General features: G+C 48.7%; 26 protein-coding genes and 4 pseudogenes. 1 reads left to right on the top strand and 29 read right to left on the bottom strand.

Annotated features, from left to right (window positions below):
* From DXA93_RS08135 to DXA93_RS07980, 29 genes and pseudogenes are all read right to left on the bottom strand, one after another.
* Positions 1-346, bottom strand: a 346-nt coding sequence (locus DXA93_RS08135) for a MobA/MobL family protein (protein ID WP_158583281.1), incomplete at its 3' end; no start/stop codon positions are given.
* A complete protein-coding gene (locus DXA93_RS08130; RefSeq protein ID WP_119208044.1) occupies positions 312-671 on the bottom strand; it encodes a DUF3847 domain-containing protein in 360 nt (119 codons plus the stop codon). The genes DXA93_RS08130 and DXA93_RS08135, both read right to left, overlap by 35 nt.
* Positions 672-1,021: 350 nt before the next feature.
* Positions 1,022-1,462: a DUF6591 domain-containing protein gene (locus tag DXA93_RS08120; protein ID WP_119208041.1), complete on the bottom strand. Its 441-nt coding sequence runs from the start codon at positions 1,460-1,462 to the stop codon at positions 1,022-1,024.
* A 2-nt stretch (positions 1,463-1,464) separates the two neighbouring features.
* Positions 1,465-1,923: an HAAS signaling domain-containing protein gene (locus DXA93_RS08115; protein WP_118717890.1), complete on the bottom strand. Its 459-nt coding sequence runs from the start codon at positions 1,921-1,923 to the stop codon at positions 1,465-1,467.
* A 99-nt stretch (positions 1,924-2,022) separates the two neighbouring features.
* The gene (locus DXA93_RS08110) at positions 2,023-2,292 is read right to left on the bottom strand and encodes a PadR family transcriptional regulator (protein WP_243109177.1); all 270 of its coding nucleotides are present in this window, start codon (positions 2,290-2,292) and stop codon (positions 2,023-2,025) included.
* Positions 2,293-2,437: 145 nt separating this feature from the next.
* Entirely contained in the window at positions 2,438-2,782 is a 345-nt protein-coding gene (locus DXA93_RS08105; protein ID WP_117805435.1) for a TnpV protein, read from the bottom strand.
* Complete coding sequence (locus tag DXA93_RS19705) at positions 2,779-4,626, bottom strand: DUF4368 domain-containing protein (protein ID WP_119208039.1); 1,848 nt, start codon at positions 4,624-4,626, stop codon at positions 2,779-2,781. Before DXA93_RS19705 ends, DXA93_RS08105 begins: the two co-directional genes overlap by 4 nt.
* A 100-nt stretch (positions 4,627-4,726) precedes the next feature.
* Positions 4,727-5,773: pseudogene (locus DXA93_RS19700) on the bottom strand (type IV secretory system conjugative DNA transfer family protein); the annotation flags it as partial.
* The gene (locus DXA93_RS08090) at positions 5,770-6,270 is read right to left on the bottom strand and encodes a PcfB family protein (RefSeq protein ID WP_118639941.1); all 501 of its coding nucleotides are present in this window, start codon (positions 6,268-6,270) and stop codon (positions 5,770-5,772) included. The pseudogene DXA93_RS19700 and the gene DXA93_RS08090, both read right to left, overlap by 4 nt.
* A gap of 86 nt (positions 6,271-6,356) precedes the next feature.
* Positions 6,357-6,776 carry a DUF4313 domain-containing protein gene (locus tag DXA93_RS08085; protein ID WP_006775630.1) on the bottom strand — a complete coding sequence of 140 codons (420 nt, stop codon included), beginning with the start codon at positions 6,774-6,776 and terminating at the stop codon, positions 6,357-6,359.
* A 12-nt stretch (positions 6,777-6,788) separates the two neighbouring features.
* The gene (locus DXA93_RS08080; protein WP_006775629.1) at positions 6,789-7,100 is read right to left on the bottom strand and encodes a DUF5720 family protein; all 312 of its coding nucleotides are present in this window, start codon (positions 7,098-7,100) and stop codon (positions 6,789-6,791) included.
* A gap of 22 nt (positions 7,101-7,122) precedes the next feature.
* Positions 7,123-7,869 (bottom strand): BRO family protein, encoded by a 747-nt coding sequence (locus DXA93_RS08075; protein ID WP_009272669.1) that lies wholly within the window; start codon positions 7,867-7,869, stop codon positions 7,123-7,125.
* Between the two features lie 42 nt (positions 7,870-7,911).
* Positions 7,912-8,772 (bottom strand): annotated as a pseudogene (locus tag DXA93_RS08070) (DUF6017 domain-containing protein); the annotation flags it as partial.
* 67 nt (positions 8,773-8,839) lie between these two features.
* The gene (locus DXA93_RS08065; protein WP_425463780.1) at positions 8,840-9,031 is read right to left on the bottom strand and encodes a hypothetical protein; all 192 of its coding nucleotides are present in this window, start codon (positions 9,029-9,031) and stop codon (positions 8,840-8,842) included.
* Between the two features lie 23 nt (positions 9,032-9,054).
* Positions 9,055-9,330, bottom strand: a complete 276-nt coding sequence (locus DXA93_RS08060; protein WP_006775625.1) for a DUF5720 family protein — start codon at positions 9,328-9,330, stop codon at positions 9,055-9,057.
* A gap of 12 nt (positions 9,331-9,342) precedes the next feature.
* Positions 9,343-10,278: a ParB/RepB/Spo0J family partition protein gene (locus DXA93_RS08055; protein ID WP_009272672.1), complete on the bottom strand. Its 936-nt coding sequence runs from the start codon at positions 10,276-10,278 to the stop codon at positions 9,343-9,345.
* Positions 10,235-11,056 carry a ParA family protein gene (locus DXA93_RS08050; RefSeq protein ID WP_009272673.1) on the bottom strand — a complete coding sequence of 274 codons (822 nt, stop codon included), beginning with the start codon at positions 11,054-11,056 and terminating at the stop codon, positions 10,235-10,237. The genes DXA93_RS08055 and DXA93_RS08050 overlap by 44 nt, the downstream gene beginning before the upstream one ends.
* A gap of 478 nt (positions 11,057-11,534) precedes the next feature.
* The gene (gene rpsI / locus DXA93_RS08035) at positions 11,535-11,927 is read right to left on the bottom strand and encodes a 30S ribosomal protein S9 (protein WP_055219853.1); all 393 of its coding nucleotides are present in this window, start codon (positions 11,925-11,927) and stop codon (positions 11,535-11,537) included.
* 17 nt (positions 11,928-11,944) lie between these two features.
* On the bottom strand, positions 11,945-12,373 hold the full coding sequence (gene rplM / locus DXA93_RS08030; RefSeq protein WP_055219851.1) for a 50S ribosomal protein L13: 429 nt from the start codon (positions 12,371-12,373) through the stop codon (positions 11,945-11,947).
* 214 nt (positions 12,374-12,587) lie between these two features.
* Positions 12,588-13,340, bottom strand: a complete 753-nt coding sequence (gene truA, locus DXA93_RS08025; RefSeq protein WP_055226919.1) for a tRNA pseudouridine(38-40) synthase TruA — start codon at positions 13,338-13,340, stop codon at positions 12,588-12,590.
* A gap of 24 nt (positions 13,341-13,364) precedes the next feature.
* Positions 13,365-14,165 (bottom strand): energy-coupling factor transporter transmembrane component T family protein, encoded by an 801-nt coding sequence (locus DXA93_RS08020; RefSeq protein WP_055265741.1) that lies wholly within the window; start codon positions 14,163-14,165, stop codon positions 13,365-13,367.
* Positions 14,159-15,043 (bottom strand): energy-coupling factor transporter ATPase, encoded by an 885-nt coding sequence (locus DXA93_RS08015; protein WP_055265743.1) that lies wholly within the window; start codon positions 15,041-15,043, stop codon positions 14,159-14,161. Before DXA93_RS08015 ends, DXA93_RS08020 begins: the two co-directional genes overlap by 7 nt.
* Entirely contained in the window at positions 15,034-15,879 is an 846-nt protein-coding gene (locus DXA93_RS08010; RefSeq protein WP_055219895.1) for an energy-coupling factor transporter ATPase, read from the bottom strand. Before DXA93_RS08010 ends, DXA93_RS08015 begins: the two co-directional genes overlap by 10 nt.
* 4 nt (positions 15,880-15,883) lie before the next feature.
* A complete protein-coding gene (yihA, locus tag DXA93_RS08005) occupies positions 15,884-16,489 on the bottom strand; it encodes a ribosome biogenesis GTP-binding protein YihA/YsxC (RefSeq protein WP_055226925.1) in 606 nt (201 codons plus the stop codon).
* A gap of 34 nt (positions 16,490-16,523) precedes the next feature.
* Positions 16,524-18,850: pseudogene (lon, locus tag DXA93_RS20550) on the bottom strand (endopeptidase La).
* 21 nt (positions 18,851-18,871) lie between these two features.
* Positions 18,872-20,166: pseudogene (gene clpX, locus DXA93_RS07995) on the bottom strand (ATP-dependent Clp protease ATP-binding subunit ClpX).
* Positions 20,167-20,274: 108 nt separating this feature from the next.
* A complete protein-coding gene (gene clpP / locus DXA93_RS07990) occupies positions 20,275-20,856 on the bottom strand; it encodes an ATP-dependent Clp endopeptidase proteolytic subunit ClpP (RefSeq protein WP_022461349.1) in 582 nt (193 codons plus the stop codon).
* Between the two features lie 24 nt (positions 20,857-20,880).
* Positions 20,881-22,167: a trigger factor gene (gene tig, locus DXA93_RS07985; protein WP_022461348.1), complete on the bottom strand. Its 1,287-nt coding sequence runs from the start codon at positions 22,165-22,167 to the stop codon at positions 20,881-20,883.
* Between the two features lie 144 nt (positions 22,168-22,311).
* Positions 22,312-22,863: a DJ-1 family glyoxalase III gene (locus DXA93_RS07980; protein WP_055219893.1), complete on the bottom strand. Its 552-nt coding sequence runs from the start codon at positions 22,861-22,863 to the stop codon at positions 22,312-22,314.
* A gap of 235 nt (positions 22,864-23,098) precedes the next feature.
* On the opposite strand from DXA93_RS07980, the gene DXA93_RS07975 reads away from it, so the two are divergent.
* Entirely contained in the window at positions 23,099-23,554 is a 456-nt protein-coding gene (locus DXA93_RS07975) for a CYTH domain-containing protein (RefSeq protein ID WP_022461346.1), read from the top strand.
* The last annotated feature ends 146 nt before the right edge of the window (positions 23,555-23,700 follow it).

The raw sequence follows: 23,700 nt of genomic DNA, 5'->3' as shown, positions 1-23,700 counted from the left end.
GGCTCACAAAGTTCTCCAATAAAAATTGCCTTGCAAGAGCGATGTTTTCCTCAAGGGAAAATTCATTCTGCAAGGCAATGTCAAAGCTGTATGCAAGCTGGGCGTTCTTACCACGCTCGGCTTTTTCCACGGCGTTCCATAGGGTCTGGCGGTCTGCGTATTCGGGCGGTGCATGGGACGGCAGGAGAATATCGGAGCAGATCACGCCGCCCTTGCGGGTGTAGTCGCTGTATTCGCCGTAATACTCGCTATACAATCGCTCCCCGGCACGGTAGGCGGCAGAAGCAATAGCGGACTGTCCTGCGCTTCGCTTAGTCTGCGTGACGCTCAGATGAAATAGTGCCATCGGCTTTCAACTCCTTTTCTCTGTTCGCTTGGTTGGTGTGAGTAATCGCCATGTGACGGACGGCTCGCTGGACTTCGGACAGAGAAAAGATGTGTTCCATCAGCTCTGTCATTTCGGTGCGTGTGAGATCTTTGACCTCCGGGGCAAGGCTCTCAACCGTGCCGCCCAGATTGCAAAGACGATGGGTGCGTTTCTGCCTTTCGCCTTTCTCCAGATACTTCTTTCTGTTCTCAAGACGGTTGAGCTTGTGCTGTTCCTGTGCAAGCTGCGTCTCAGCTCGTTCTTTTTCAGCTCGGAGATGTTCAAGGGTTTTCGGTTTTGTCATTGTGATTGACCTCCTTTTTTGATTTTGGGGATAAAAAAAGGCCGTCAACTTTTCGCATAGTGCGACCAGTCAACGGTCTGATTTTCGGTATTTGTTTTTCCAAACTTGCTGGCGGCGAACAGCATTTCATGCTGTTTGCGGACGGCAAGTCCACAAGGGATAGACGCACAAGCGTCGCAAGGGAGTGTAGTTCCCTTGACGGAACAAAGTGACGAAACATTCTCGGTCATGCAGTTTCTTTCTGCTGACCGGGAATGAAGCTCCGCAGGACGCACTACTCTCGACAGAGAGTATAGAAGTGCGCCCTTTAGTTCCTAAAGGGATTTTGCTTCGCTGTTTATTGCACGCTCTCATTTTTCAAATGAAACATAAATTGTTAAATTATCAGGTATATAGCTGGTACTTAAACCTTTTTCTCCATTTGATAGGAGTGTCCCGACAGAAACATAGTTTTCTCCTTTGATTTTCTCTGACACATTCTCAACTACTGAAAAGCCCTCTTGTATCAAAAGTTCCATGTAGTTATCATAGTCATTTTCGTCTATACCTGCAATACTGATACTGAAATTTCCGTGTTCTGTATCAAGCATAGCCCATGCAACTGTGCCAGTTGGAACGGGAAGTCCCTCAGTATATTCATTGACTGGCCATTCTCCCTCATCAAGCCTAATAATACCTTCAGATTGCGAATTGCTTGCGTCTCCTGTGTCTTTGGGTGGTGTTTTTGGGGCGGAGCAAGCAGTCAATGACAATATAAGCAAAATTGCAATTCCCGGAATAAATCTTTTCATAGTTACCTCCTATTGTTGTGGACAGCTCTGATAATCTGAATTGTGGCAAATACAAAAGCGATTATGCCAACCAATAAAATAATTTGAGAAGCATCAAAAATAAAATCACCATTAACCTGAATGTTTGTCATTGCGTCTGCTTGCCCGATTGCTCCTTCCGGCACTTTACCAGACTTTGCAGTAGCATAAATTAAAAAAGCAACAATAGCTACCACAAGGGAAATGACACTTGAAATGATCCATTTCCGTTTCTTTGGGACGGAATTATCAATTCCAAACTGTTCTGCTGTGCTGTTAGCAAATTCTTGCGGCGTTCCAAGCCTTTCGATTACCTGTTGTTCAGTTTCTCCATGCTCCACGGCAGAATTAAATATTTCATTCAAGTCACGCACAACCTCGGTTTTGGCTTTGCGTGATAAATTTAATTCCTTTTCAACCTGCCTTATGTATTGCTCCTTCATTCTGAGACCTCCGTTTGTTGATAGGTGGCGATAAAGCTATTTACACAATCCGTATAGCTGGACCAAAACGTAATCAATTCCTGTAAAACTTCCTTTCCTTTAAGAGTAAGGGAGTAATATTTTTTTTGATCCGCCATTAGCAGCCGCTGGTGCTAAACGACATTGAATTAGTTCCGCTTCTTGTAAGCGATACAGAATAGGGTAAATCGTTCCCTCTTTTGCATATCCTAAGACAGATGCACTGCTATTTAACTCTGTGATTATTTCATAGCCATAGGTCTCTTTGCGCCCGATTAAGGATAATAGTATCATTTCAAGAGAGCCTTTTTTGAATTGTTGCACATATTTGTTATCCATAATCTTCACCACACTTTAGTTCTGCTGATTAGCGTTGCTAAGTAGCGGAACTAATTATACTCATACTCGGTGCCTTAGTCAATAGACTCCTTGAAAAAGTTACAGTTTGTTCAAGCGTTTGAGCGCCCGAACATTTTTCGTCCGGGCGCTCTCAGTATCAGTCATAAATCAGCTCAAACTTCACAATCTCCTCTGCCTGTGCCTTGCAAGCGTTCATCTGCCGCACCCATTCCATTTGGTTTTCAGCTTTCAGTTGCTCTGTCACGCCGTACTGCTTTGCCAGCTCTGGCACGATCAGCTCCATGCGGCTTCGTGCCGCTTCGTCAATCTCGGCGCAATGCTCAAAGAGCTTGTCGGATAGCGCCAGCTCATTGAACAGTATCGGGCGGTGCATTTCCAGATACGCCTTGCGAAGTCTGCCGTAGTGTCCGAGGGGCTTGGTCTTGCGGATAATGATGTTCGGGATAAGATAATCACCGTTCTGTGTGTAAGTGATATTCATGCTGTTTGTACTCCTTTCATCGGCTCTCTCTGCGGTAAACTGCTGACGGGAACGAACACTCCCTTTGCAATATCCTCCGCACGAATGGCGGCTTTCTTGGCTTCGATTTCCGTCTTTTTCCTCTCCTTGATTTTGTCCTCGTATCGCTTCTGTGCTCCGCTGGCTTTCCGTTTCAAGTAGTTCTGATGAAGCCTGTCCTTGCGTTCCTCACGTTTGCGGATTTCCTCTAATTCCTCCGGGGTCAGCTCCACTTCTCCAAACGCCGGGGGAACAAATCGCCCGACAAAATTGAAGTAAATCTCGACCTCCTGTGTGGTCTGTATACTGCCCTTGCGGTCACGCTCATGCACAAGGATTTTCTCGATAAACTCGTTGAGCATGGCAATGGTCAGCTTGTCGAAGTTCTCATATTTGTCAATCAGAGCGATAAAACGATCAGCGTCCTTTTCGTGCTTCTCATAGCTCTTGACAGCCTTTTCCAGAACAGAGATTTCAGCGGTAAGCTCGGACTGTTCCTTTTCGTATTGAGCGTCCAGAGTGGCGTATCTGCTGTCGGACAGCTTGCCTAAAATGTTGTCCTCATAGATTTTGCAGAGCAGGACTTCCAGCTCGGAAACTCTCTGCTTTGCGGTGGCAAGGCGTGTCCGCTGTTTCCTGACCTCTGTGGTCTGCTGGCTGGACTGCGCTTCCTGCACCACACGGACAAACTCGGCTCGGTCATGCTTGGCATACTCGGCAATAGCTTTGAGCATTTCGGAAACAAGGGACAGTACCACATCTTCATTGATACGGTGCTGTGTCGTGCAGAGCTTTCCAACTGGGACTTTGCTGTATTGGGAACAGGTATATTGAGAAATACGCTTGCCGTTGTTGGTACGGTGGACATACATCTTGCCGCCGCAATCGGCGCAATAGAGCAAACCCGTGAGGGGAGCTGCTTCGCCCCAGCCGTCCGGGTAGCGTCTGACATTCCCACGGATTTTCTGCACAAGGTCAAAGGTCTGCTGGTCAATGATAGGCTCATGGGTATTCTCGAAAATTGTCCATTCGTCCTCCGGGACATAATGGCTTTTCTTGTCCTTGAAGTGCTTTCGGGTCTTGAAATTGATGGTGTGTCCCAGATATTCACGCTTTTCAAGAATGTTGCAGATGGTGGAAGAACCCCAGCCGTACACATCTTTGAAAGTCTTGTTTTTGTTCACGCCCTCGCCGTGCTGGGCAAGGTAAGCGGACGGAATGAGGACTTTTTCTTCTTTCAGCTTGCTGGCGATCTGATACGGACCGTAGCCCTCAATCGTCATGGCAAAGATGCGCTTGACCACCTCTGCGGCTTCGGGGTCAACCAACCATTGGTCTCTGGCTTCGTTCCAAAGATAGCCGTAAATGACCGTGCCTGTGAGATGCTTGCCGGACTTGCCTTTGGATTGAAAAGTGGAACGGATTTTACGGCTGGTGTCTCTGGCGTAGTATTCGTTCATAATGTTGCGGAAAGGGGTAAAATCATCGTCACCTCTGGCACTGTCCACACCGTCATTGATGGCGATAAGGCGAACGCCACGCTGACGCAGGATTTCCATAATCTGACCGACTTTCAGATAGTCACGACCCATGCGGCTCATGTCCTTGATACACAGATACTCCACATTTCCGGCTTCAACCTCTTTCATCATTGCCAGAAATCCGGGACGGTCAAAGCAAGTGCCGCTAATGCCATCGTCCGTGAAATGGACAATGTTCGTAAACCCCTGCCGTGCGGCGAAGTCCTCCAACATTGCTTTTTGATTCGATATGGAGTTGCTCTCACGCTGTTGGTCATCATCTTTGCCAAAGTCATCACGGCTCAATCGTTCGTACAGAGCAGTGATTTTCTCGTTTTTTTCTCATAACTTGCGCTCCTTTCTTCGATTTTAGGTTGTGTGTTCTAAGAGACTTCCCAACCGCTTGATTAAGAAGTCTTTTAGAGCATACAACACCTGCCGCCAGCTTATATTTCTTATACTGGCGCACCGCAAAGTGGTTTGGCTTTTCTGCTTCCAATGCGTCAAACATCAGATCCACGGGATTTTTGAACTCCTCGTCATCCTCCCGGACCTCCATGGCGTTGATGAACTCAATAAGGGTGGAGAAGTTCTGCTCCTCCACCGGAGCCTCATAGTGGATATAGCCAATGAGCGCACAATAGAGAAGCGTTTCTGCCTTGACCCAGAAATCGTCTCCGGCCTTGCCTTCGCCTTTGGTATTGGCGATCAGCGTCGTGACCAGCTTCAATATGTCCTTTTCGCTATGGATATAGGCGAAAGGGTTATAGTGCATGGATTTCTTGAAGTTGATGGTATTGAGGACCTTGATCCGGTAAGGCTCATAAATGACCTTGCCGTGCTTATCCTTCATGGGCTTTCCGTCCTTTCCCAGTTTGGGTGCGCCCCTTTGGAGCATTTTCCCGCACTCCACCAAAATGGTTCCCTTTGGGTCTGTGACCACATAAGAACTGTGCATCTGCATCAGATTTGGTTTGAGCCAGAAGCGGGTCTTACCGGAACCGGAGCCGCCGATCACCAGCACATTTTTGTTTCTGGCGGTCTTTGGGTCCTTGGGGCGGCTGTTCATGGTCAGGCTTTCGGTTTTTGTGAGAATGACATTGTTCTGGAACACCGGGTCGATGTAGGGAGCAATATCCTCACGGGTTCCCCAACGGGCAGAACCATACTCCATGCCGTGACGGTACTTCTTGGCGTTTTTACTTTTGAGATACACCGCCAGACGCAGGCCAGCACCGCAGCACAGCCCCACCAGCAGATCCAGCGGGTGCAGGCTGGGCCAGAAGCTTTGCAGCGCCCCAGGCAGGACAGCAAACAGAGAAAGGAATTTCTCTGAAGCATTTGCCCCCTGAGCCAGTCGCCATGCCTCCCCGAAGTTGGTAGTAAACAGCCCCATCAGGAGATAGGGCAGGTTCAGCAAAACGAGCTTTTTGATGTCAAACTGCTTTTTCATCGTTCCAGCTCCTTTCGCTTGGTGCGGTCCACCACGGCATTTTTGACCATCTCTTTGAACTGACTGAGTTTTGCCAGCACAGACGGGCGTTCTGTTTTCTCGGCCTTCTTGACCTTTTTGCTGGTGTACTCGGTAAATGCAGCGGTCAGCGCATCGGCGTCACGGCCTTTGAAAAAGATCAGGTACTTGGGTGGGGAGCTACTGCGGTCTTTCTTCACCGCATAGTCCACACCATATTTCCGGGCGATCTTCTCAAATTCCTTGATGGAAGGGTCTGTGATCTCGATATTGGAGATCCCCTGATTCTGACCAATGAGCTGCTTGACGGTCTGTTTTCCGTGGGGTGTCACAGGAGCGTCACGGCTTCTTTGCTTTTGCAGCTTCTTTTCCTTGCGGTGGGCCATGTACTTGCTGATGGCGGCTTTGAGCAGCCTGCCGGTGAACTTTGTTCCACTGACAACCAGCGTTAAAGTTCTGTTTTCCACTTCTTCCTGCATTTTCATCGCCTCCTTTCCACAAAATGTGCAGGGGTGGTGCATTTTCTTCTAAGGCGGGACCACCAGCCGCCGGAGAAAATATTTCTTCATCGCTCCATCCCGCGGCTCTTTTTCTTTACCGGCTTCTTATCCGGCAAATTCCACTCTTCCCGAAACTCTGCCACACCTTTGGGATCAAATACCTTCAACTTCTCCAGATCAAAGGCAACGGCAGAATATTTTCCATAACCGGACTGCACCTGATAGGGAAGCACCTTCCCCAATTTGTTCTCTTTGATGAATCGCAGCAGGTCCTTGCTGATGTCACCGGAAATAAACGCCTCTCCGGGGTCCAGGGAATATCCCGGTAGGTTCACCGTCATATCTGCAAACGGTTCTGCTCCATCTTCTGTATGGGTAATCATGCCGATATAAAGCCGCTGATTATTCGCATACATCCCAAGTTGCAGCGATATGGTTTCTTCCCCATATTCCCACTTGAAGGGGACTTTCTTTTCCTCATTCATATCAGATTCCTCCTATCGTATCTGTTCTTTGTGGTCATAAAACAAATCTCCATTTCTGACCTTTGCATGGCTGAGAATCTTGATCTGCCCCTTTGCCTGACTGTCCAGAGCTTTTTCATAGCCTATATCTGACAAAAACAGGCGGGTTCGTTCTCCTTTCCAGCCCACCGGGGAGTCATTCGTCAGCACATCAAAAATAATCATGTGCCGGGTGTTCTCCGCAAATCGCTGAAGATCCATGTAGTCATGGCCGTGATAGTTCTGCGCCCCGGCTTTCTGACGCATTTCCTCCATCAGCTGACCGATTGTTTTTCCTTCCTGCATAAAACCCACTTCCTTTCTGTTCTTATAAGACCAGCAAGATCATCTCCCGCAGCTGAGCAAAATAGAGCTTGCCCTGGGGCGTGACCAGCGTGTAGGAACCGGTATGACCGTGGTTGCAGTAGTCTTTGACGCAAAACAGCCCTGCATTTTTCACATTGGCATAAGGCAGCACATTGCCGGATGCCGTGCGGTACACAAACCGCCGTTCTATCAGAAACCGAACAAACCGGCGCTCCGGGACATCCAACTCTTTGGCGGTAGTCCTGAGATTGGTGCTGTGCTTTAAGTCGATGAACAGGTCATAGAAAGCGGCTTTGCCCTCCAGCTGTGCATTTTCCTTACGCAGAGAAATATTCGCTTCACGCTCAGCCAACAAGTCTGAGCAGAGCTTCATCAGAGCCTCCGGGGAAGTGGCAACCTCCCACAGCTTCTCTTTTGTGAGATAGGCCCCGTGCTTACGAATAGTAGGCAAGACCTCATCGAATACCCACTGTTCAAACCGCTCTGCCGATGGCAATTTGCTGTGAACGATTAGGCGGTACAAATCGCCTTCTGGGATAAAAGTCATACTGATTTTGCGGTCGAGGCTTTGTGGGTGAGGTGCGTCGCGTTTCACGACATACCTACAATGGCGGATAATTGCATCGCGGGGATTACTGTACCCCAGCGCAGCAGCCACATCCGTTCCGCTGAACAAGTATTTGCCGTTTTCCTCAATGACACGGATACTGCCAAACTCCGGGTTTTTGAAAATTTCCATCTGGTTCATGTCGTGCCTCCTTTGGCATGATAAAAGGCGGCCTTTACCAGCGCCTGCGTGCATATCGTGATTGACCAGTGAAGTGTAGTGGTTATTCATGGTGGTAGGCGCATTGAACAGCACCGCAAGCAGGTACTGCTTCATGTTGCGTACCTGGGTGGTATTCTTTTGCAGACAGTCCATGACAAACTCGATGTGGGAGCTGTCCAGTTTCAAAAAACGGGAACGCACGATCTCGTGAGGGAAGTCTGCCCCAGAGATCCGGGTGGTCTTTCGTTTGGCACAGACCGTTTCGACCAACAGCTCTACGATCTCATTCAGGTCATCCAGGTAGAGAGGATAACGCTGCTTCAAGCAGTCATACTCGATATTCTCCAAAATCAACTCCCGATAATTTTCTATCTCTGTGACAGACATCGCATCCCTTCCTTTCCGTTCCGGCGGTCTTTCCGCCGCTGTTTCCCGGAAGGGAATGGAATCGGTACTTGATCCATAAGTAATTGATTTTTCTGTATTTGATTTCTCTATATTTAATTCTGCGGGCTTTTCCGTATCCGGTTTTACCATATCCGGGTTTTCCGTATCTGGTGAAGCCGTATCCGGCTGGGACATATCTGGCTGGGGCTGTTCATAGATGACATACTCGGTATCTGTGATCCGCCCACTTTTATCGCGTCTCTGATGGCGCACGATATATCCGGCTCCTTCCAGTTCACGCAGGGCAGCACCGATGGCATCCACGCCCTCCTTACAGATCTTTGCAAGGCCACGGGTGGTGTAGTTCCAGTCCTCTGGCAAAGACAGCATCATGGAAAGCAGCCCCTTGGCTTTTAACGACAGGTTTGCATTTCGTAAATGATGATTGCTCATCACGGTATAATCACGGGTCCGTTCAATGCGAAAAACGGCCATCGACCTCACTCCTTCCGAATTTTGGGTACAAAAAAACCGCAATCCTCATTTCAAAAAATTGCGGTGTTTAGCGCTTTTCAAATTTTCTTGCATAGAACCAAAACAGCGGCTTTTGGGGACGCACCTCTGTAAATGGCTCATCCTGGGCGAAAGGAAGTGTTTGCATCACGCGGTCAATATCCGTTGAATCCATGTCATGCTGAGATCTGCAATCTTCCCGGATTGCTTCTTGAATTTCCTTTACCGTACACATAGTCATTCCTTTCCTTTCGTTGTATGGGTTTATGAGCGGCGGCGTTTTCCCGGTTTGAAATCGAGGATATGTCCCTCAATCACACGAGCGTAACGCTTGATCTTGATCTCCCGGCGCTGCTGGCTTTGCAGGGCGGCCTGATACCCGTCCTCAGTCAAAAACAACCGCATTTCATCTCCGGGGCTTCCGTAAGCAGTGCTGGGACGCAGGACGGAAAACTCGATCATCCAGCGGGTGTTATCCCAAAACCTCTCTACGGCGAGAATGTTGTGTCCTTTCAGCTCACGGGCTGAAATATCCCTCATAGGCGGCTCCTTTCATCGTTCCTGGTCTCTCTGACGCTTTTTCTGCCATGCCTCCAGCAGCTTGATGATGGTTTCCTGCATCCGCTGGGGCGTATAGCTTTTGGGGAAATACTTCCGCAAAGTGTCAGAGGTAAATGTTACTCGGTCCAGATCACTTTTCTTTTCCTCACCCATGATGACACGCATCATATCGAGGGTCAGATGCCCCTCCTGACTGTATTTCTTGAGCCGCTGGGCTTGGGAAAGGGAAGGGGTAGCCTGCTCACTGTCCATGGCATCCAGCAGGTCTACCTGTTCGTCCTTTTTGAGAAAGGACAGTTCATAGGCAGGGTTCAGGGCAATCTTCTTTTCATCCACCATATCCATCAATTCAGGAATCAGCTCTGTCAGACGGATATAGCGAAAAATCTGGTTTTTACTCTGACCTACTTGCTCTGCCAAAACCTCGCTGGACTTCTTCCCAAAATCGTTCCCAACTTGGGAACAATTTTCTTTACTCGGTCTGCCAGCCTGTCTTTTCATGGCCTCCAGCTTCATTTTGTAGGCAAAGGCCCTTTCGCTTGGGAGCAGGCTTTCTCGCTGCAAGTTGCTGTCAACCATAATGATTGTAGCGGCATCATCGTCCAAATCCCGAACAATGACCGGCATGGTCTCCTTTTCTGCCAGTTCACTGGCTCTGTGCCGCCTGTGTCCGGCTACCAGCTCATAACCGCCCTCCGGGTCCGGTCGGGCAATGGCCGGAACCAGAACGCCATACTGCTTGATACTGTCAGCGGTCTCCATCATGGCTTCGTCATCCTTGACTTTGAATGGATGGTTCCTAAAGGGATGCAGTTCAGACAGCGGAATTTCCTGAATCTTTTCCAGCTTTGCATCCTGGCGGCCTTCTTCGGTGGAAAACAGATCATCTACCGAGGCCAGCTCTATTTTTTTCGCGCTGCTTTTCAAGTTTCAACACCTCCTTCGTCAGATTTTTGTAGCCCTCTGCCACCTTGCCACTGGGATCATGGGCAAAAATGCTTTTTCCCTCGGCGCTGATTTCCTTTGCCCGGACAGAATGGGGGATCTCTGTGCCGAATACTTTGATCTTGCTGCCATAGGTCTCCCGCAGGAGCGCGGAGATCTCTTTGGCAAAGTTGGTTCGGCTGTCCACCATCGTCAGCAGGATACCGTCTATCTGGAGCTTGGGGTTGATCTGCCGCTTTACCTTGTTTACCGTGGAGAGCAGCTGTTCCAGCCCTTTGGCGGGCAGATACTCCGCCTGAACGGGAATTATGATCCTGTTTGCAGCGGCCAGCGCATTGACTGTGAGCATCCCTAGGGAGGGCTGGCAGTCGATGAGGATATGGGAGTATTGTCCCTTCAGCGTATCCAGATATTGCCGCAAGATAGTCTCACGGCTCATGGCATTTACCAGAGATACCTCCATACCGGATAACTGGATGTCCGCAGGCATCAGGTCTACGCCCTCTGGGTGGTGCAGGATACCCTCGCCGGGACGAAGCGGCTCATCCATCAGGATACGACCCATAGCGTCCGACAGCGTAAAGGGCAGCTTGTCCGGTTGGGGATTGCCCAGGCTGATCGTCAGGCTTCCTTGCGGGTCTCCGTCAATCAGCAGGACTTTCTTTCCGGCCTGCGCCAAACCGATTCCAAGATTGGCACAGGTGGTGGTTTTGCCAACGCCGCCCTTCTGGTTGGCAATGGCAATGATTTGCGTGTTCATTGACTTCACCTCATTTCTAATTGTTTCTGTTGCTTCTGGAAATAGAAAAAGCCGCCACTCCAAAATAAAAAGTGAAGTGACGGCTCTTTCTATCGCCGGAATACGAGTTCCTGAAATGAAAAAAGCACCCAGTCATTTTATACTGAGTGCTGTATCAAATTCATATTCAATTATTCAAATTAGGTCAAACTATGTCAAACTGCCACAGACCAAAACGAGGGAACAAAGGGCTGAAAAGCGACCCCAAAACACCCCCAAAAATCGGCTCTCGGTTAACCACTTTGGGCACCACTTGACCCTCTTTTTGCCCTCTTTTTGGCCGGTTAACCACTTGCGGACCACTAAAAATTGGGTGAAAACGGTTCTCGTTTTTCCAAATTTGGTCAAACTATATCAGCCCGTTTAGATATAGTAAAACCCCGGAAAACCTTGATTTTCCGGGGTTTTTGAACCATTTTGATACGGTCTGAACAGCAGATTATCTCTTGCTGAACTGAGGTGCACGACGAGCTGCTTTGAGACCGTATTTCTTACGCTCTTTCATTCTAGGATCACGAGTCAGGAATCCTGCTTTTTTCAGAACTGGTCTGTAGTCGTTGTCTACAGTCAGAAGGGCACGTGCAACACCGTGACGGATTGCTCCTGCCTGTCCTGTGTATCCGCCGCCGTGAACGTTTACGATCACGTCAAATTTATCAGCGGTCTCTGTAGCTGCCAGAGGCTGACGAACGATAACTTTCAGGGTCTCCAGACCAAAATACTCATCGATGTCTCTTTTATTGATGGTAACTTTACCAGTTCCCGGTACAAGATATACTCTTGCGATAGATTTTTTTCTTCTTCCGGTTCCGTAATATTTTGCGCTAGCCAATGTTCTTTACCTCCCTATTAAAATGTTAATACTTCTGGTTTCTGAGCTGCATGAGCGTGCTCTGCACCAGCGTATACGTGAAGTTTCGTGAACATCTGTCTTCCAAGAGGTCCTTTTGGAAGCATGCCTTTCACTGCAAGTTCAACAACCTTCTCCGGTTTCTTAGCCATCATCTCACGAAGAGTAGCTTCTTTCATTCCGCCTACATAATCGGAGTGGCTGTAATAGATCTTCTGATCCAGTTTTTTACCGGTTACTGCTACTTTATCAGCGTTGATTACGATTACGTAATCACCAGTATCTACGTGCGGAGTGTACTCCGGTTTGTTTTTTCCACGTAATACTTTTGCTACTTCAGATGCCAGACGTCCTAATGTACATCCTTCTGCATCAACAACATACCATTTTCTTTCAATCTTATCTGGATTTGCCATAAAGGTGTTCATGGATATAACCTCCTGTGAAAAATTCAATTTACTGTTTCATGTATATAGGAAACCGCCTTACCGGGGCTTATGGCATCGGCGTTTTCAAACTACGTCACACATTTAGTAATTATATTATACGGATTTTGGAATGTCAACTGTTTTTTACCCATATTTTGCATTTTTTCGCAAACTGCGAGTCCCGTTTTGCGGAAAATACAGACCACTTATGTCTTTACTCGAAATCCCATTCGGGATACCGGATCTGCACCAGGGTCAGCCCCTCCGGCCTTGCCGTTGCTCCCGCCATTTTTCGATCCTTCGCCGCAAGGATTTCTTTTACTTTCTCCGGCGGATAATCACCCTTTCCAACCTCAAGCAGTGTTCCGGTGATAATCCGCACCATATTGTAGAGAAAACCGTTTCCAGTGATCCGGAAGCGGATCAGATCGTCTTCTTTTTCCAAACTCGTTTCATAGATGGTACGGACCGTGTCGGTCACCTCCGGTTTGGCTGTTGCAAAGCTTTTAAAATCATGCATGCCAACCAGATACGATGCTGCCTGCCGCATCGCATCCACATCCAGCGGGCCGTACCAGAAATAGGAATTCAGTCTCCGCGTCGGATCTGCAAATGTGCGGTTCAAAATCCTGTACTCATATGTTTTGACTGTTGCGGTAAAACGCGGGTGAAAGTCTGGCGGTACTTCGGATGATCCCTGAATACGGATATCTGCCGGAAGCCGTGTGTTGAGTGCAAATGCGATACGGTCCGCCGGCATTCTCGCATCCGTATCAAATACCGCAACATTGCCGAGAGCATGTACCCCGGCGTCGGTCCGGCTTGCGCCGATGCAGGCAATTTTTTTCGCAAAGAGATCGGAAAGAGCCTGATTTAATACTTCCTGTACTGTAATGCCGTTTGGCTGCACCTGCCATCCACAGTAATTTGTGCCGTCATACGCTACAATCAGCTTAATTCTGCGCATTCTTCTCCTCCGTTTTCGTCAAAGTCAGAGTCCGCACACGCGAAGGCCGATACTGCACACAAGGTATGCCATAAGAACGCCATACGCTGCATAATCGCGCGTCTGATACCGAAGCGGTTTCATCTGTGTTCTTCCCTCTCCTCCATGGTAGCAGCGTGCTTCCATCGCCAGCGCCAGATCATTTGCACGGCGGAAGGCTGAAATAAACAGCGGCACCAGAAGCGGCACCATGTTCTTTACTCTCTGGATAATATTTCCGCTCTCAAAATCCGCGCCGCGCGCCATCTGCGCTTTCATAATCTTGTCTGTCTCTTCCAGGAGAATCGGGATAAAACGGAGTGCGATTGACATCATCATGGAAATCTCATGCACCGGCACATGGATTTTTTTCAATGGTCCGAGCAGGCTTTCGAGTGCATCCGTCAGCTGGTTCGGTGTTGTCGTCAGCGTCATCAGCGAAGAGCCGATCATCAGGAAAATCAGACGCACCGACATACGGCATGCCATAGCCACACCCTCACGGGTGATCGTAATTTTCCAGATACGGACGAGCACCTCACCCGGCGTAAATAAGATGTTAAACACCATCGTAATCGCGAGCAGCACAAAAATTGATTTCAGACCCTTCGTGATAAATTTGAACGGTACCTTCGACAGTTTAATCATCACCGCAAGGAATACGGTTCCAAGCAGATAGCCCCAATTGTGGAACAAAAAGAGGGAAACGACATAAACGATCGTTCCTACAAATTTCACACGCGGGTCAAGCCGGTGCAGAATGGAATCTGCCGGGTAATACTGTCCCAGAGTAATATCTCTTAACATACTTCTGCTCCTTTTTTCCCGTTTTTCTTCTGACTTTCCAGTGCCGCAAGAATCGTATCGCGTGCCTCCTCAACCGTCGTCGCCGTTACGTCCACGTCCATGCCGTGTTCCTTTAGCGCATGCATAATATACGTCATCTGCGGCGCCGCAAGACCGATTTTCTCGAGCTCTTTATAGTGAGCGAAGACTTTCTTCGGTGTATCGTCAAACGCCACATGACCGTGGTTCATGACAATAATCCGCTCTACATATTTTGCAATATCCTCCATGCTGTGCGATACGAGCACAACCGAAATGCCGCGCGTCTTATGCAGCAATGCAAGCTGATCGAGGATTTCATCGCGTCCCTTCGGATCAAGGCCCGCCGTCGGCTCGTCAAGCACCAGAAAATCCGGGTTCATGGCAAGCACACCGGCAATCGCAACACGACGTTTCTGACCTCCGGAGAGTTCAAACGGCGATTTTTCATACATTTCCTTTGGAAATCCGACATGATCCAACGCCTCTTCCGCCCGTTTTCTGCATTCCTCCGGTGAAAGTCCCTGATTTTTCGGTCCGAAGCAGACATCTGTGATCACATCCGTCTCAAAAAGCTGATGCTCCGGGTACTGAAAAACCAGTCCTACATGGCTTCGGAGCTCTCTTAGCGGATATCCTTCTTTCCAGATATCCTCTCCGTTATACAGCACCCGTCCCAATGTCGGGCGGATCAGACCGTTCAAATGCTGCACAAGCGTCGATTTTCCGCTTCCCGTATGGCCGATAATCCCAACAAACTGGCCATTCGGAATTTCAAGATTGATATGCTCCAGGGCGTGCATTTCATATGCCGTTCCCGGGCTGTATGTGTACGTTACATCTTCAAGTTTCAATGACATAATGCATTCACCAGTTCTTCAATGGTCAAAATTCCCTCCGGGAGATCTACACCATTTTTTCTCAATTCATAAGCCAACAGTGTCACTTGGGGTACATCGAGACGGAGTTCTTTTAATTTCTCCACTTCGGAAAAAATCTCCCTTGGTGTCCCCTGCATTACCAGCTTACCGTTGTCCATAACGAACACACGGTCCGCAAAAACAACCTCTTCCATGTAATGCGTAATCAGAATAACCGTAACGCCCTTTTCTTCATTCAGCTTACGCACAGCGCGAAGAACCTCTTTTCGTCCGTTCGGATCCAGCATCGCGGTTGGTTCATCGAGGACGATACACTCCGGCTGCATAGCCATCACTCCGGCAATTGCAACCCTCTGTTTCTGACCTCCCGAGAGCTTATTCGGAGAGTGGGCCCGGTATGAAATCATCCCAGTCGCCGTAAGGCTCTCCTCCACCCGTTTCCAGATTTCATCGGTCGGGACACCCAGATTTTCCGGTCCAAAGCCGACATCCTCTTCCACCACATTTCCGATGATCTGGTTATCCGGGTTCTGGAATACCATACCGGCTTTCTGGCGGATCTTCCAGACATCCTCCTCATCTGTCGTCTTCATATCGTCCACCCACATGGTGCCTTCTGTAGGCACCAGCAGAGCGTTGATATGTTTCGCAAGCGTTGATTTTCCGCTTCCGTTATGCCCGAGCACCGCAATAAACTGACCTTTCTGGATTTCCAGACTGACGTCCTCGATCGCTTTTGTTACTTCCGGCTCCTGTCCTTCCTCCTCGTAACGGAGGTATTCATACCCAAGGCCTGCCGCACGTATCATACCCATGACATTATTCCCCGCTTTCTTCTGCATCCGAGCGGATTTCATCAATCAGATTCCAGATCTCCTCGCGTCCCTGTTTTGTCTCTGCTGAAAACGGAATCACAATCGTATCTTTCTCAACCTCCAGCGTCTCGCGGATCAGCTTGATCTGCTTCTGAAGCTGACTGCGCTTGATCTTGTCCAGCTTCGTCGCAATGATGATCGGCTGATAGCCGTTTCGAAGAATCCAGTCGTACATGATGCGATCGTTGTTGGACGGTGCATGACGGATATCAATCAGAAGAAATACTGCGTGCAGCATTTTTGACTGATGCAGATAATCCTCGATCAGCTTGCCCCATTTTGCTTTAACCTCCTCGGAGGCTCTCGCAAAACCGTATCCCGGCAGATCCACCAGATACATTTCCTCATTGATGTGGTAGTAGTTGATCGTCTGTGTTTTTCCCGGCTGCGCACTGGTACGCGCCAGTGATTTCCGATTCATCAGGGCATTGATGAGAGAAGATTTTCCAACATTGGATTTTCCCGCAAATGCCACTTCCACCTGACCGGTATCCGGCAGTTTACTGGTGATTCCGCAGACGTGCTGCAGCTCTACCTGTTTAATTACCATACTTTTCTTCTCCTGTTTTTTGCATCTTCTGGCCTTACTTCTTTTCCACAAGTGCCAGTTTTAATACCTGTTCCATGCTGCCGACAAATTCGATCTGCAGTCCGTCTGTGATCTCCGCATCCAGTTCTCTGACATCCGGCTCATTTTTCTCCGGAACGAGAACCATATGGATACCGGCTTTCTTTGCCGCCAGCAGCTTCTCTTTTAAGCCGCCGATCGGAAGCACACGGCCGCGGAGCGTAATCTCTCCGGTCATCGCAACGTCTGCTTTTACCGGAACCTTTGTGATCGCGGAAACCATCGCCGTCGCCATCGTAATACCGGCAGACGGGCCATCTTTTGGAACGGCTCCCTCCGGAATATGAATGTGGATGTCGTGTTTCTCGAAAAATTCTTTCGGAATCTCATACTGCTCTGCCACGGAACGAATAAAGCTGATGCCCGCCTGCGCAGACTCCTTCATCACATCGCCGAGCTGGCCAGTCAGCAGAAACTCTCCTTTTCCCGGCATCACATTGACCTCGATCTGCAGCGTATCGCCGCCGACTGCCGTCCAGGCAAGACCGCGCACAATACCAATCTCCGGTTTTTCGTTGGCCGGCTGGAACTCATACCTCTCTTTTCCGAGGAACTCTTCCAGATTTTCTTTCGTCACAACAACCTCTTTTACCTGTTCCTCGAGAATCTTTCTCGCGCTCTTTCTGCAGATTCTGCCGATCTGGCGCTCCAGGGAGCGGACACCGGCCTCTCTGGTGTAGCCGCTGATCACTTCCATCAACGCCTCATCCTCGATCACAAGCTGTGCTTCTTTCAGACCGTTCGCCTTCTTCTGCTTCGGAACGAGATGTTCTTTTGCGATATGGAACTTCTCGTTTTCCGTATAGCTTGAAATTTCAATCACTTCCATACGGTCCAGCAGCGGACGCGGAATGTTCTGAATATCATTTGCGGTTGCAATAAAGAGCACCTCCGAAAGGTCGATCGGAAGCTCTACGTAATGATCGGCAAATTTATTATTCTGCTCGGAATCGAGGACCTCAAGAAGTGCGGAAGAGGTATCTCCCTTGTAATCTGCACTTACTTTGTCGATCTCGTCGAGCAGCATCAACGGATTTTTCACCTTCGCCTGATGGAGTCCCGCCGCAATGCGTCCCGGCATCGCGCCGATGTAGGTTCTTCTGTGGCCGCGGATCTCCGCCTCATCCCGCACACCGCCGAGACAGATGCGGACGTATTTTTTATTCAGGCTCGCGCCACACTTCTCGCAATCGAGGTCTTACCGGTTCCCGGAGGGCCTGCCAGGCAGAGAATCGGGCTCTCGCCTTTCTTCGTCAGGGTGCGTACGGCCAGGAATTCGAGGATTCTCTCTTTTACTTTCGAAAGACCGTAGTGATCTTCCTCCAGAATCTCGCGTGCTCTTGCCAGATCTTGATTGTCACGGGATGCCTTATCCCACGGAAGCCCCAGCAGTGTCTCGATATAGCCGCGGATCACGCCTGCCTCGGACGGATTGTTGGCCGAATTTTCCAGACGGTGGATCTCCTCGGAAATCCGCTCTTTTACCTCTTTGGAAGCTTTGAGCTTCTCAAGCTGCTTCTTATAATTTTCAATCTCGGTCCGGGAATTGTCCTCGCCGAGTTCCTCGCGGATGACTTTAAGCTGCTCGCGCAGAATATAATCACGCTGATTCTTATCAATCCGCTCTTTGATTTTTCCCTGAATCTCCGAACGGATCTCCTGAATCTGAATCTCGTTGGCGATCATGACGCAGAGCGTATCATACCGCTCGGAAAGCTCCACAGCCTCCAGCAGTTTCTGGCGGTTTACGTAGTCGAGGGGCAGATTCATGCAGATCTGGTCCACCAGCTTTCCGACTTCTTCGGTTCCGAGGATCTGGCCTGCCAGTTCCTTGCTGACTTTCTGCGTCTGCTCGCAGTAGACGGCAAACAGCTCTTTTAAGTTGCGCAGCATTGCCTCCTGCTCGATATCGGAAAACTGCATTTCGTCCGAGCCGGTAAACAGCGCCACCTCGGCGCGGAGATACTCGCTCTCCTCTTCCTCGAAGTTCAGCAGTTCTGCGCGTCTTTCTGCTTCTACGAGAATCCGAAGAACATCCTTTGGCATTCTCACAACCTGTTTGATGACCGCAATTGTTCCAATTTTATACACATCAAGCAGACCCGGTACTTCCGTATCCGGGTCTTTCTGTGTAATCAGGAAAATTTTCTGGTCTCCCAGCATCGCCTCCTCGACCGCACGAACCGATTTAGGTCTGCTGATATCAAAATGTACAATCATATCCGGCAGAATCGTTGTTCCACGCAGCGCAATCGCCGGTAATACTTTTGTCACTTCTTCCATTTAAGTTTCCTCCTGCGTTTTTCAGGCGGTTTCCGGTCTTCCGGATCTTCTTCCCATATTCCGCCGTGGAACAGGGGCCGGTTCGCCGTGAATAATCTCCGGCTCCGCCTTCTTTTCTACAGCGTCCTTGGTGATGACGCATTCTTTTGTCGTATTGTCCGACGGGATCTCATACATCAGATCCATCATCGTATCTTCCATGATTGCGCGGAGACCTCTGGCGCCTGTTTTCCGCTCCAGGGATTTCTTTGCAATCGCTTCGAGTGCATCTTCTTTGAAGTCAAGCTGTACGCCGTCCAGCTCAAACAGCTTCTTGTACTGTTTGACCAGAGAATTCTTCGGCTCAACCAGAATCTTCATCAGGGCCGTCTCATCCAGAGAATTTAACGTAACGACAATCGGCACACGTCCGACAAACTCCGGAATCAGGCCGAACTTGGTCAGATCCTGCGGCATGACCTGACGGAGCAGATCTCCGACATTTTCATCCTTGGCATGCCCAATCGGATTGTTGAATCCAATGGATTTTGTATCCTGTCTCGTCTCGATGATCTTCTCGAGTCCTTCGAATGCACCGCCGCAGATAAAGAGGATATTCGTCGTATCAATCTGAATAAACTCCTGATGCGGATGCTTTCTTCCGCCCTGCGGCGGAACGGAAGCTACAGTTCCCTCCAGGATTTTCAGCAGTGCCTGCTGTACACCCTCGCCGGAAACATCTCGTGTGATCGAAGCGTTTTCAGATTTTCTTGTGATTTTATCGATCTCATCGATGTAGATGATGCCGTGCTCAGCGCGCTCGATATCATAGTCTGCTGCCTGAATGAGGCGGAGCAGAATGTTTTCTACGTCCTCGCCGACATAACCTGCCTCGGTGAGCGCCGTTGCGTCTGCAATTGCAAACGGAACGTTGATCAGTTTGGCCAGTGTCTGTGCAGATACGTTTTTCCGGAACCGGTCGGTCCGAGCATCAGAATGTTGCTCTTCTGCAGTTCGATGTCGGAGGATGCACCGGAAAGCACTCGTTTGTAATGGTTGTAAACAGCAACGGAGAGCACTTTTTTCGCCTCATCCTGTCCGATTACGTAGTCATCCAGAAATGCTTTGATTTCCTTTGGTTTGATCAGGTTGATCTCGTCGGTATCCTGCTCGCCGTACAGATCCTCAAATTCTTCCTGAATGATCTCCGAGCAGATTGCCACGCAGTCATCACAGATGTATGCCCCGTCCGGGCCTGCGATCAGCTTGCGTACCTGGTCTTCTGTCTTTCCGCAGAAAGAGCAGCGGATCTTGGTATCATTCCCTTTTATAGCCATCGTTTTCTTCCTTTCAACATATTACAACTAAACCTTATCGCCGGATAAGGCAAAAGGTGCCACAAAAGCCTCATTGCCGGAACTACGCTTTTGGACACCTTTCCTCTCTTATCGGTTCGTAATTACATTATCAATCAGACCGTATGCTTTTGCTTCCTCTGCGGACATGTAGTTGTCACGCTCGGTATCGATCTCAATCTGTTCCAGCGGTTTTCCTGTATTTGCCGCCAGAATTTCATTTAATTTCCGTTTGGTTTTCAGAATCTGTTCTGCAACGATTTTGATCTCGGTTGCCTGACCCTGTGCACCGCCGGATGGCTGATGAATCATGATTTCAGAGTTTGGCAGAGCCATTCTCTTTCCTTTGGTACCGCCGGCAAGAAGGAATGCTCCCATGCTGGCAGCCATACCGATACAGATCGTGGATACATCACATTTGATGTACTGCATCGTATCGTAGATAGCAAGTCCTGCGCTTACAGAACCTCCCGGACTGTTGATATACATGTGGATATCTTTTCCCGGATCTTCAGACTCCAGGAACAGAAGCTGTGCAACGATCAGGTTTGCCGATACGTCAGTGACTTCCTCTCCCAGAAAAATAATACGGTCGTTCAGCAGTCTTGAATAAATATCGTAACTTCTCTCTCCCCTGCTTGTCTGCTCGATGACATAAGGTACAAAACTCATTCAATTGCCTCTCTTTCCGAGGTCTTACGCCTCTTTTGCGCTGTCGGCCATGAGAGTTACTGCTTCCTGAACAGCGAGATCTTTCTTCATCTGCTCTTTCTCATATTCGCCAACGAGCTCTTTGAATTTATCCAGCTCCATTTTGTACATTTCAGCCATTTTAGCCAGCTCTTCGTCCAGCTTCTCATCGCTGATCTGGATGTTCTCTGCTTCTGCAACTTTCTCAAGTACCAGTCTGCTCTCGATTCTCTTAACAGCCTGCGGTTTCATCTGCTCTTTTAAGGAATCAACGGTAGCGCCTGTAAACTGCATGTACTGCTCCATGGACAGACCCTGGGACTGGATTCTTCTTGCGAAATCGTCAACCATGTTCTCTACCTGCGTATCGATCATAGCTTCCGGAATCTCCATTGTTGCGTTCTCTACTGCTTTATCTACGACAGCGTTCTCTTTTTCTGTCTTAGCCTGCTCTTCTTTTTTCTTGGTCAGGTTGTCTTTGATTTCTTTTTTGTACTCATCCAGAGTATCGAACTCGGAAACGTCTTTTGCGAAGTCGTCATCAAGTGCCGGAAGCTCTTTTGCTTCGATTTTGTGGATGGTGCATTTGAATACTGCTGCTTTTCCAGCAAGCTCTTCTGCCTGATAATCCTCTGGGAAAGTAACGTTTACTTCCTTCTCCTCTTCCAGAGCTGCGCCAACGAGCTGCTCTTCGAATCCCGGAATGAAGGAATGGGAGCCAAGGGTCAGCGGATAATCTTTTCCAGCGCCGCCGTCGAACGGAACGCCGTCTACAGAACCTTCGAAGTCAAGTGTAACGGTATCTCCGTCTGCTGCCGGACGATCCTCTACATTGATGGTTCTTGCATTTTTCTCCTGCTCTTTTTTCAGCTCAGCTTCTACTTCTTCATCTGTAACGGTTGTGTCAGCTTTTGCTACTTCCAGACCTTTGTACTCGCCAAGGGTAACTTCCGGTTTTACTGCTACAGTTGCGGTAAAGATGAAAGCTTTGCCTTTTTCGATCTGCTCTACGTTGATCTCCGGACGGGATACGATGTCCAGTTTGCTCTCTTCTGCTGCTTTGGAATACTCTTCCGGAACAAGGCTGTTTACAGCATCCTCATAGAATACTGCCGGGCCATACATTTTTTCTACCATAGCTCTCGGAACTTTTCCTTTACGGAAGCCCGGAACGCTGATGTTCTTTTTCTGTTTCTGGTAAGCTTTCTCCAGTGCTTTCTCTAATTCTTCAGCCGGAACCTCAATGGTAAGTTTGGCCATATTCTTTTCTAAATTTTCGACCTGTACACTCATTTTATCAATTTCCTCCTTGATTTATCTGAAAAGCGGCAGAAAACCTGCACACCTCTCCATTCTACAGTCATTTATCGAGTATAGCATACTCTTTTCAAAAACGCCAGTGATTTTTTATATTTCTGTGGTTTTTAGGCTTTTTTTTTAGCAATGAAATACGATTTTTTCCGCCATTTCTTTTGCTTTGTCCTCTCCCTGCAGAACACGGATCAGCTCCAGTGCGAAGTCAGTGGCTGCTCCCATGCCGCGGCCGGTGGTCACATTTTTGTCGGTGACTGCCGGTACATCGAGTACGTTTGCGCCTGCCAGCTTTTCTTCAAATCCCGGGAAGCAGACAGCGTTTTTATCTTTTAAGATGCCCATCACACCAAGGATGCTCGGCGCTGCGCAGATGGCTGCCAGTTTCTTTCCCTGATCGTCATAGGAACGGATCAGCGCTGCGAGCGTCTCGTTTCCGGCCAGATTTAATGTACCCGGCATTCCGCCCGGAAGTACCAGCATGTCTCCGTCATCAAACTCTCCCTCTTCGATGGTTTCATCTGCAAGAATGGTGATTTTGTGGGATCCTGTTACTTCTTTTCTTCCCATAATAGAAACGGTGCATACGTCTTCTCCGGCTCTGCGCAGCAGATCCACCGGGGTCAGTGCCTCAATCTCTTCACATCCGTCTGCCAGAAATACATAAATCTTTGCCATGGTTTTGTCCTCCTGTGTTGTATGATCAGTCTCGTGTGTTTTGTCACGTGATATTCTCTGCTTTTCTTTGTAACAAACCGCCGCTATTATACCACATTTTTCCGCAGAATGCTTGCATTTCATAAAAATTTCAGGACTTTTTTCGCAAAAAGCCGGATTTCGCTTAACATCACGGGAAAAGCATGGTAAACTCTTGAAAAAAGCAGTGATGCAATCACGAGAAGGAGTCTCTTTTATGGAAATCGAACGCAAATACCTTCTGGATCAGCTTCCGGAAAATCTTACAAGCTATCCATGTAAAAAAATCGAGCAGGGCTATCTTTCCACCGAACCGGTTGTCCGCATCCGCCGCTCTGACGACGAATATTATCTGACCTACAAGTCAAAAGGGCTGATGGTGCGTGAAGAGTATAATCTTCCGCTCACAAAGGAATCCTACCTGCATCTGCGGGAAAAGGCAGACGGCGTTCTTATCTCAAAAACACGCTATCTGCTGCCGCTTACCGGAACGGATCTGACGATCGAGCTCGATGTCTTTGATGCGCCGTATGAAGGCCTTTACCTCGCAGAGGTGGAGTTTCCGGACGAAGCATCCGCAAACGCCTTTGTTCCTCCGGTATGGTTTGGAAAGGATGTAACCTATTCTTCCGATTATCACAACAGTACGCTCAGTAAAGGAAAAAAACTATAAATTACCAGAAAAAATCCCGGTGCCTTTTCCACGGCTGCCGGGATTTTTCCGCTCGTTTGTTTTTTTACTCTTTTTTGTGCTTGCTTTTTGCTTGTTTTGGTTTGTTTTTTGTGCATACATTCTTTATTTTTGCTGCTTTCACATTA

The sequence above is a fragment of the Blautia sp. OF09-25XD genome, assembly GCF_003482095.1.
Taxonomy (GTDB): Bacteria; Bacillota; Clostridia; order Lachnospirales; family Lachnospiraceae; genus Fusicatenibacter; species Fusicatenibacter saccharivorans.
This window is presented reverse-complemented; position numbering and strand designations above follow the sequence as displayed.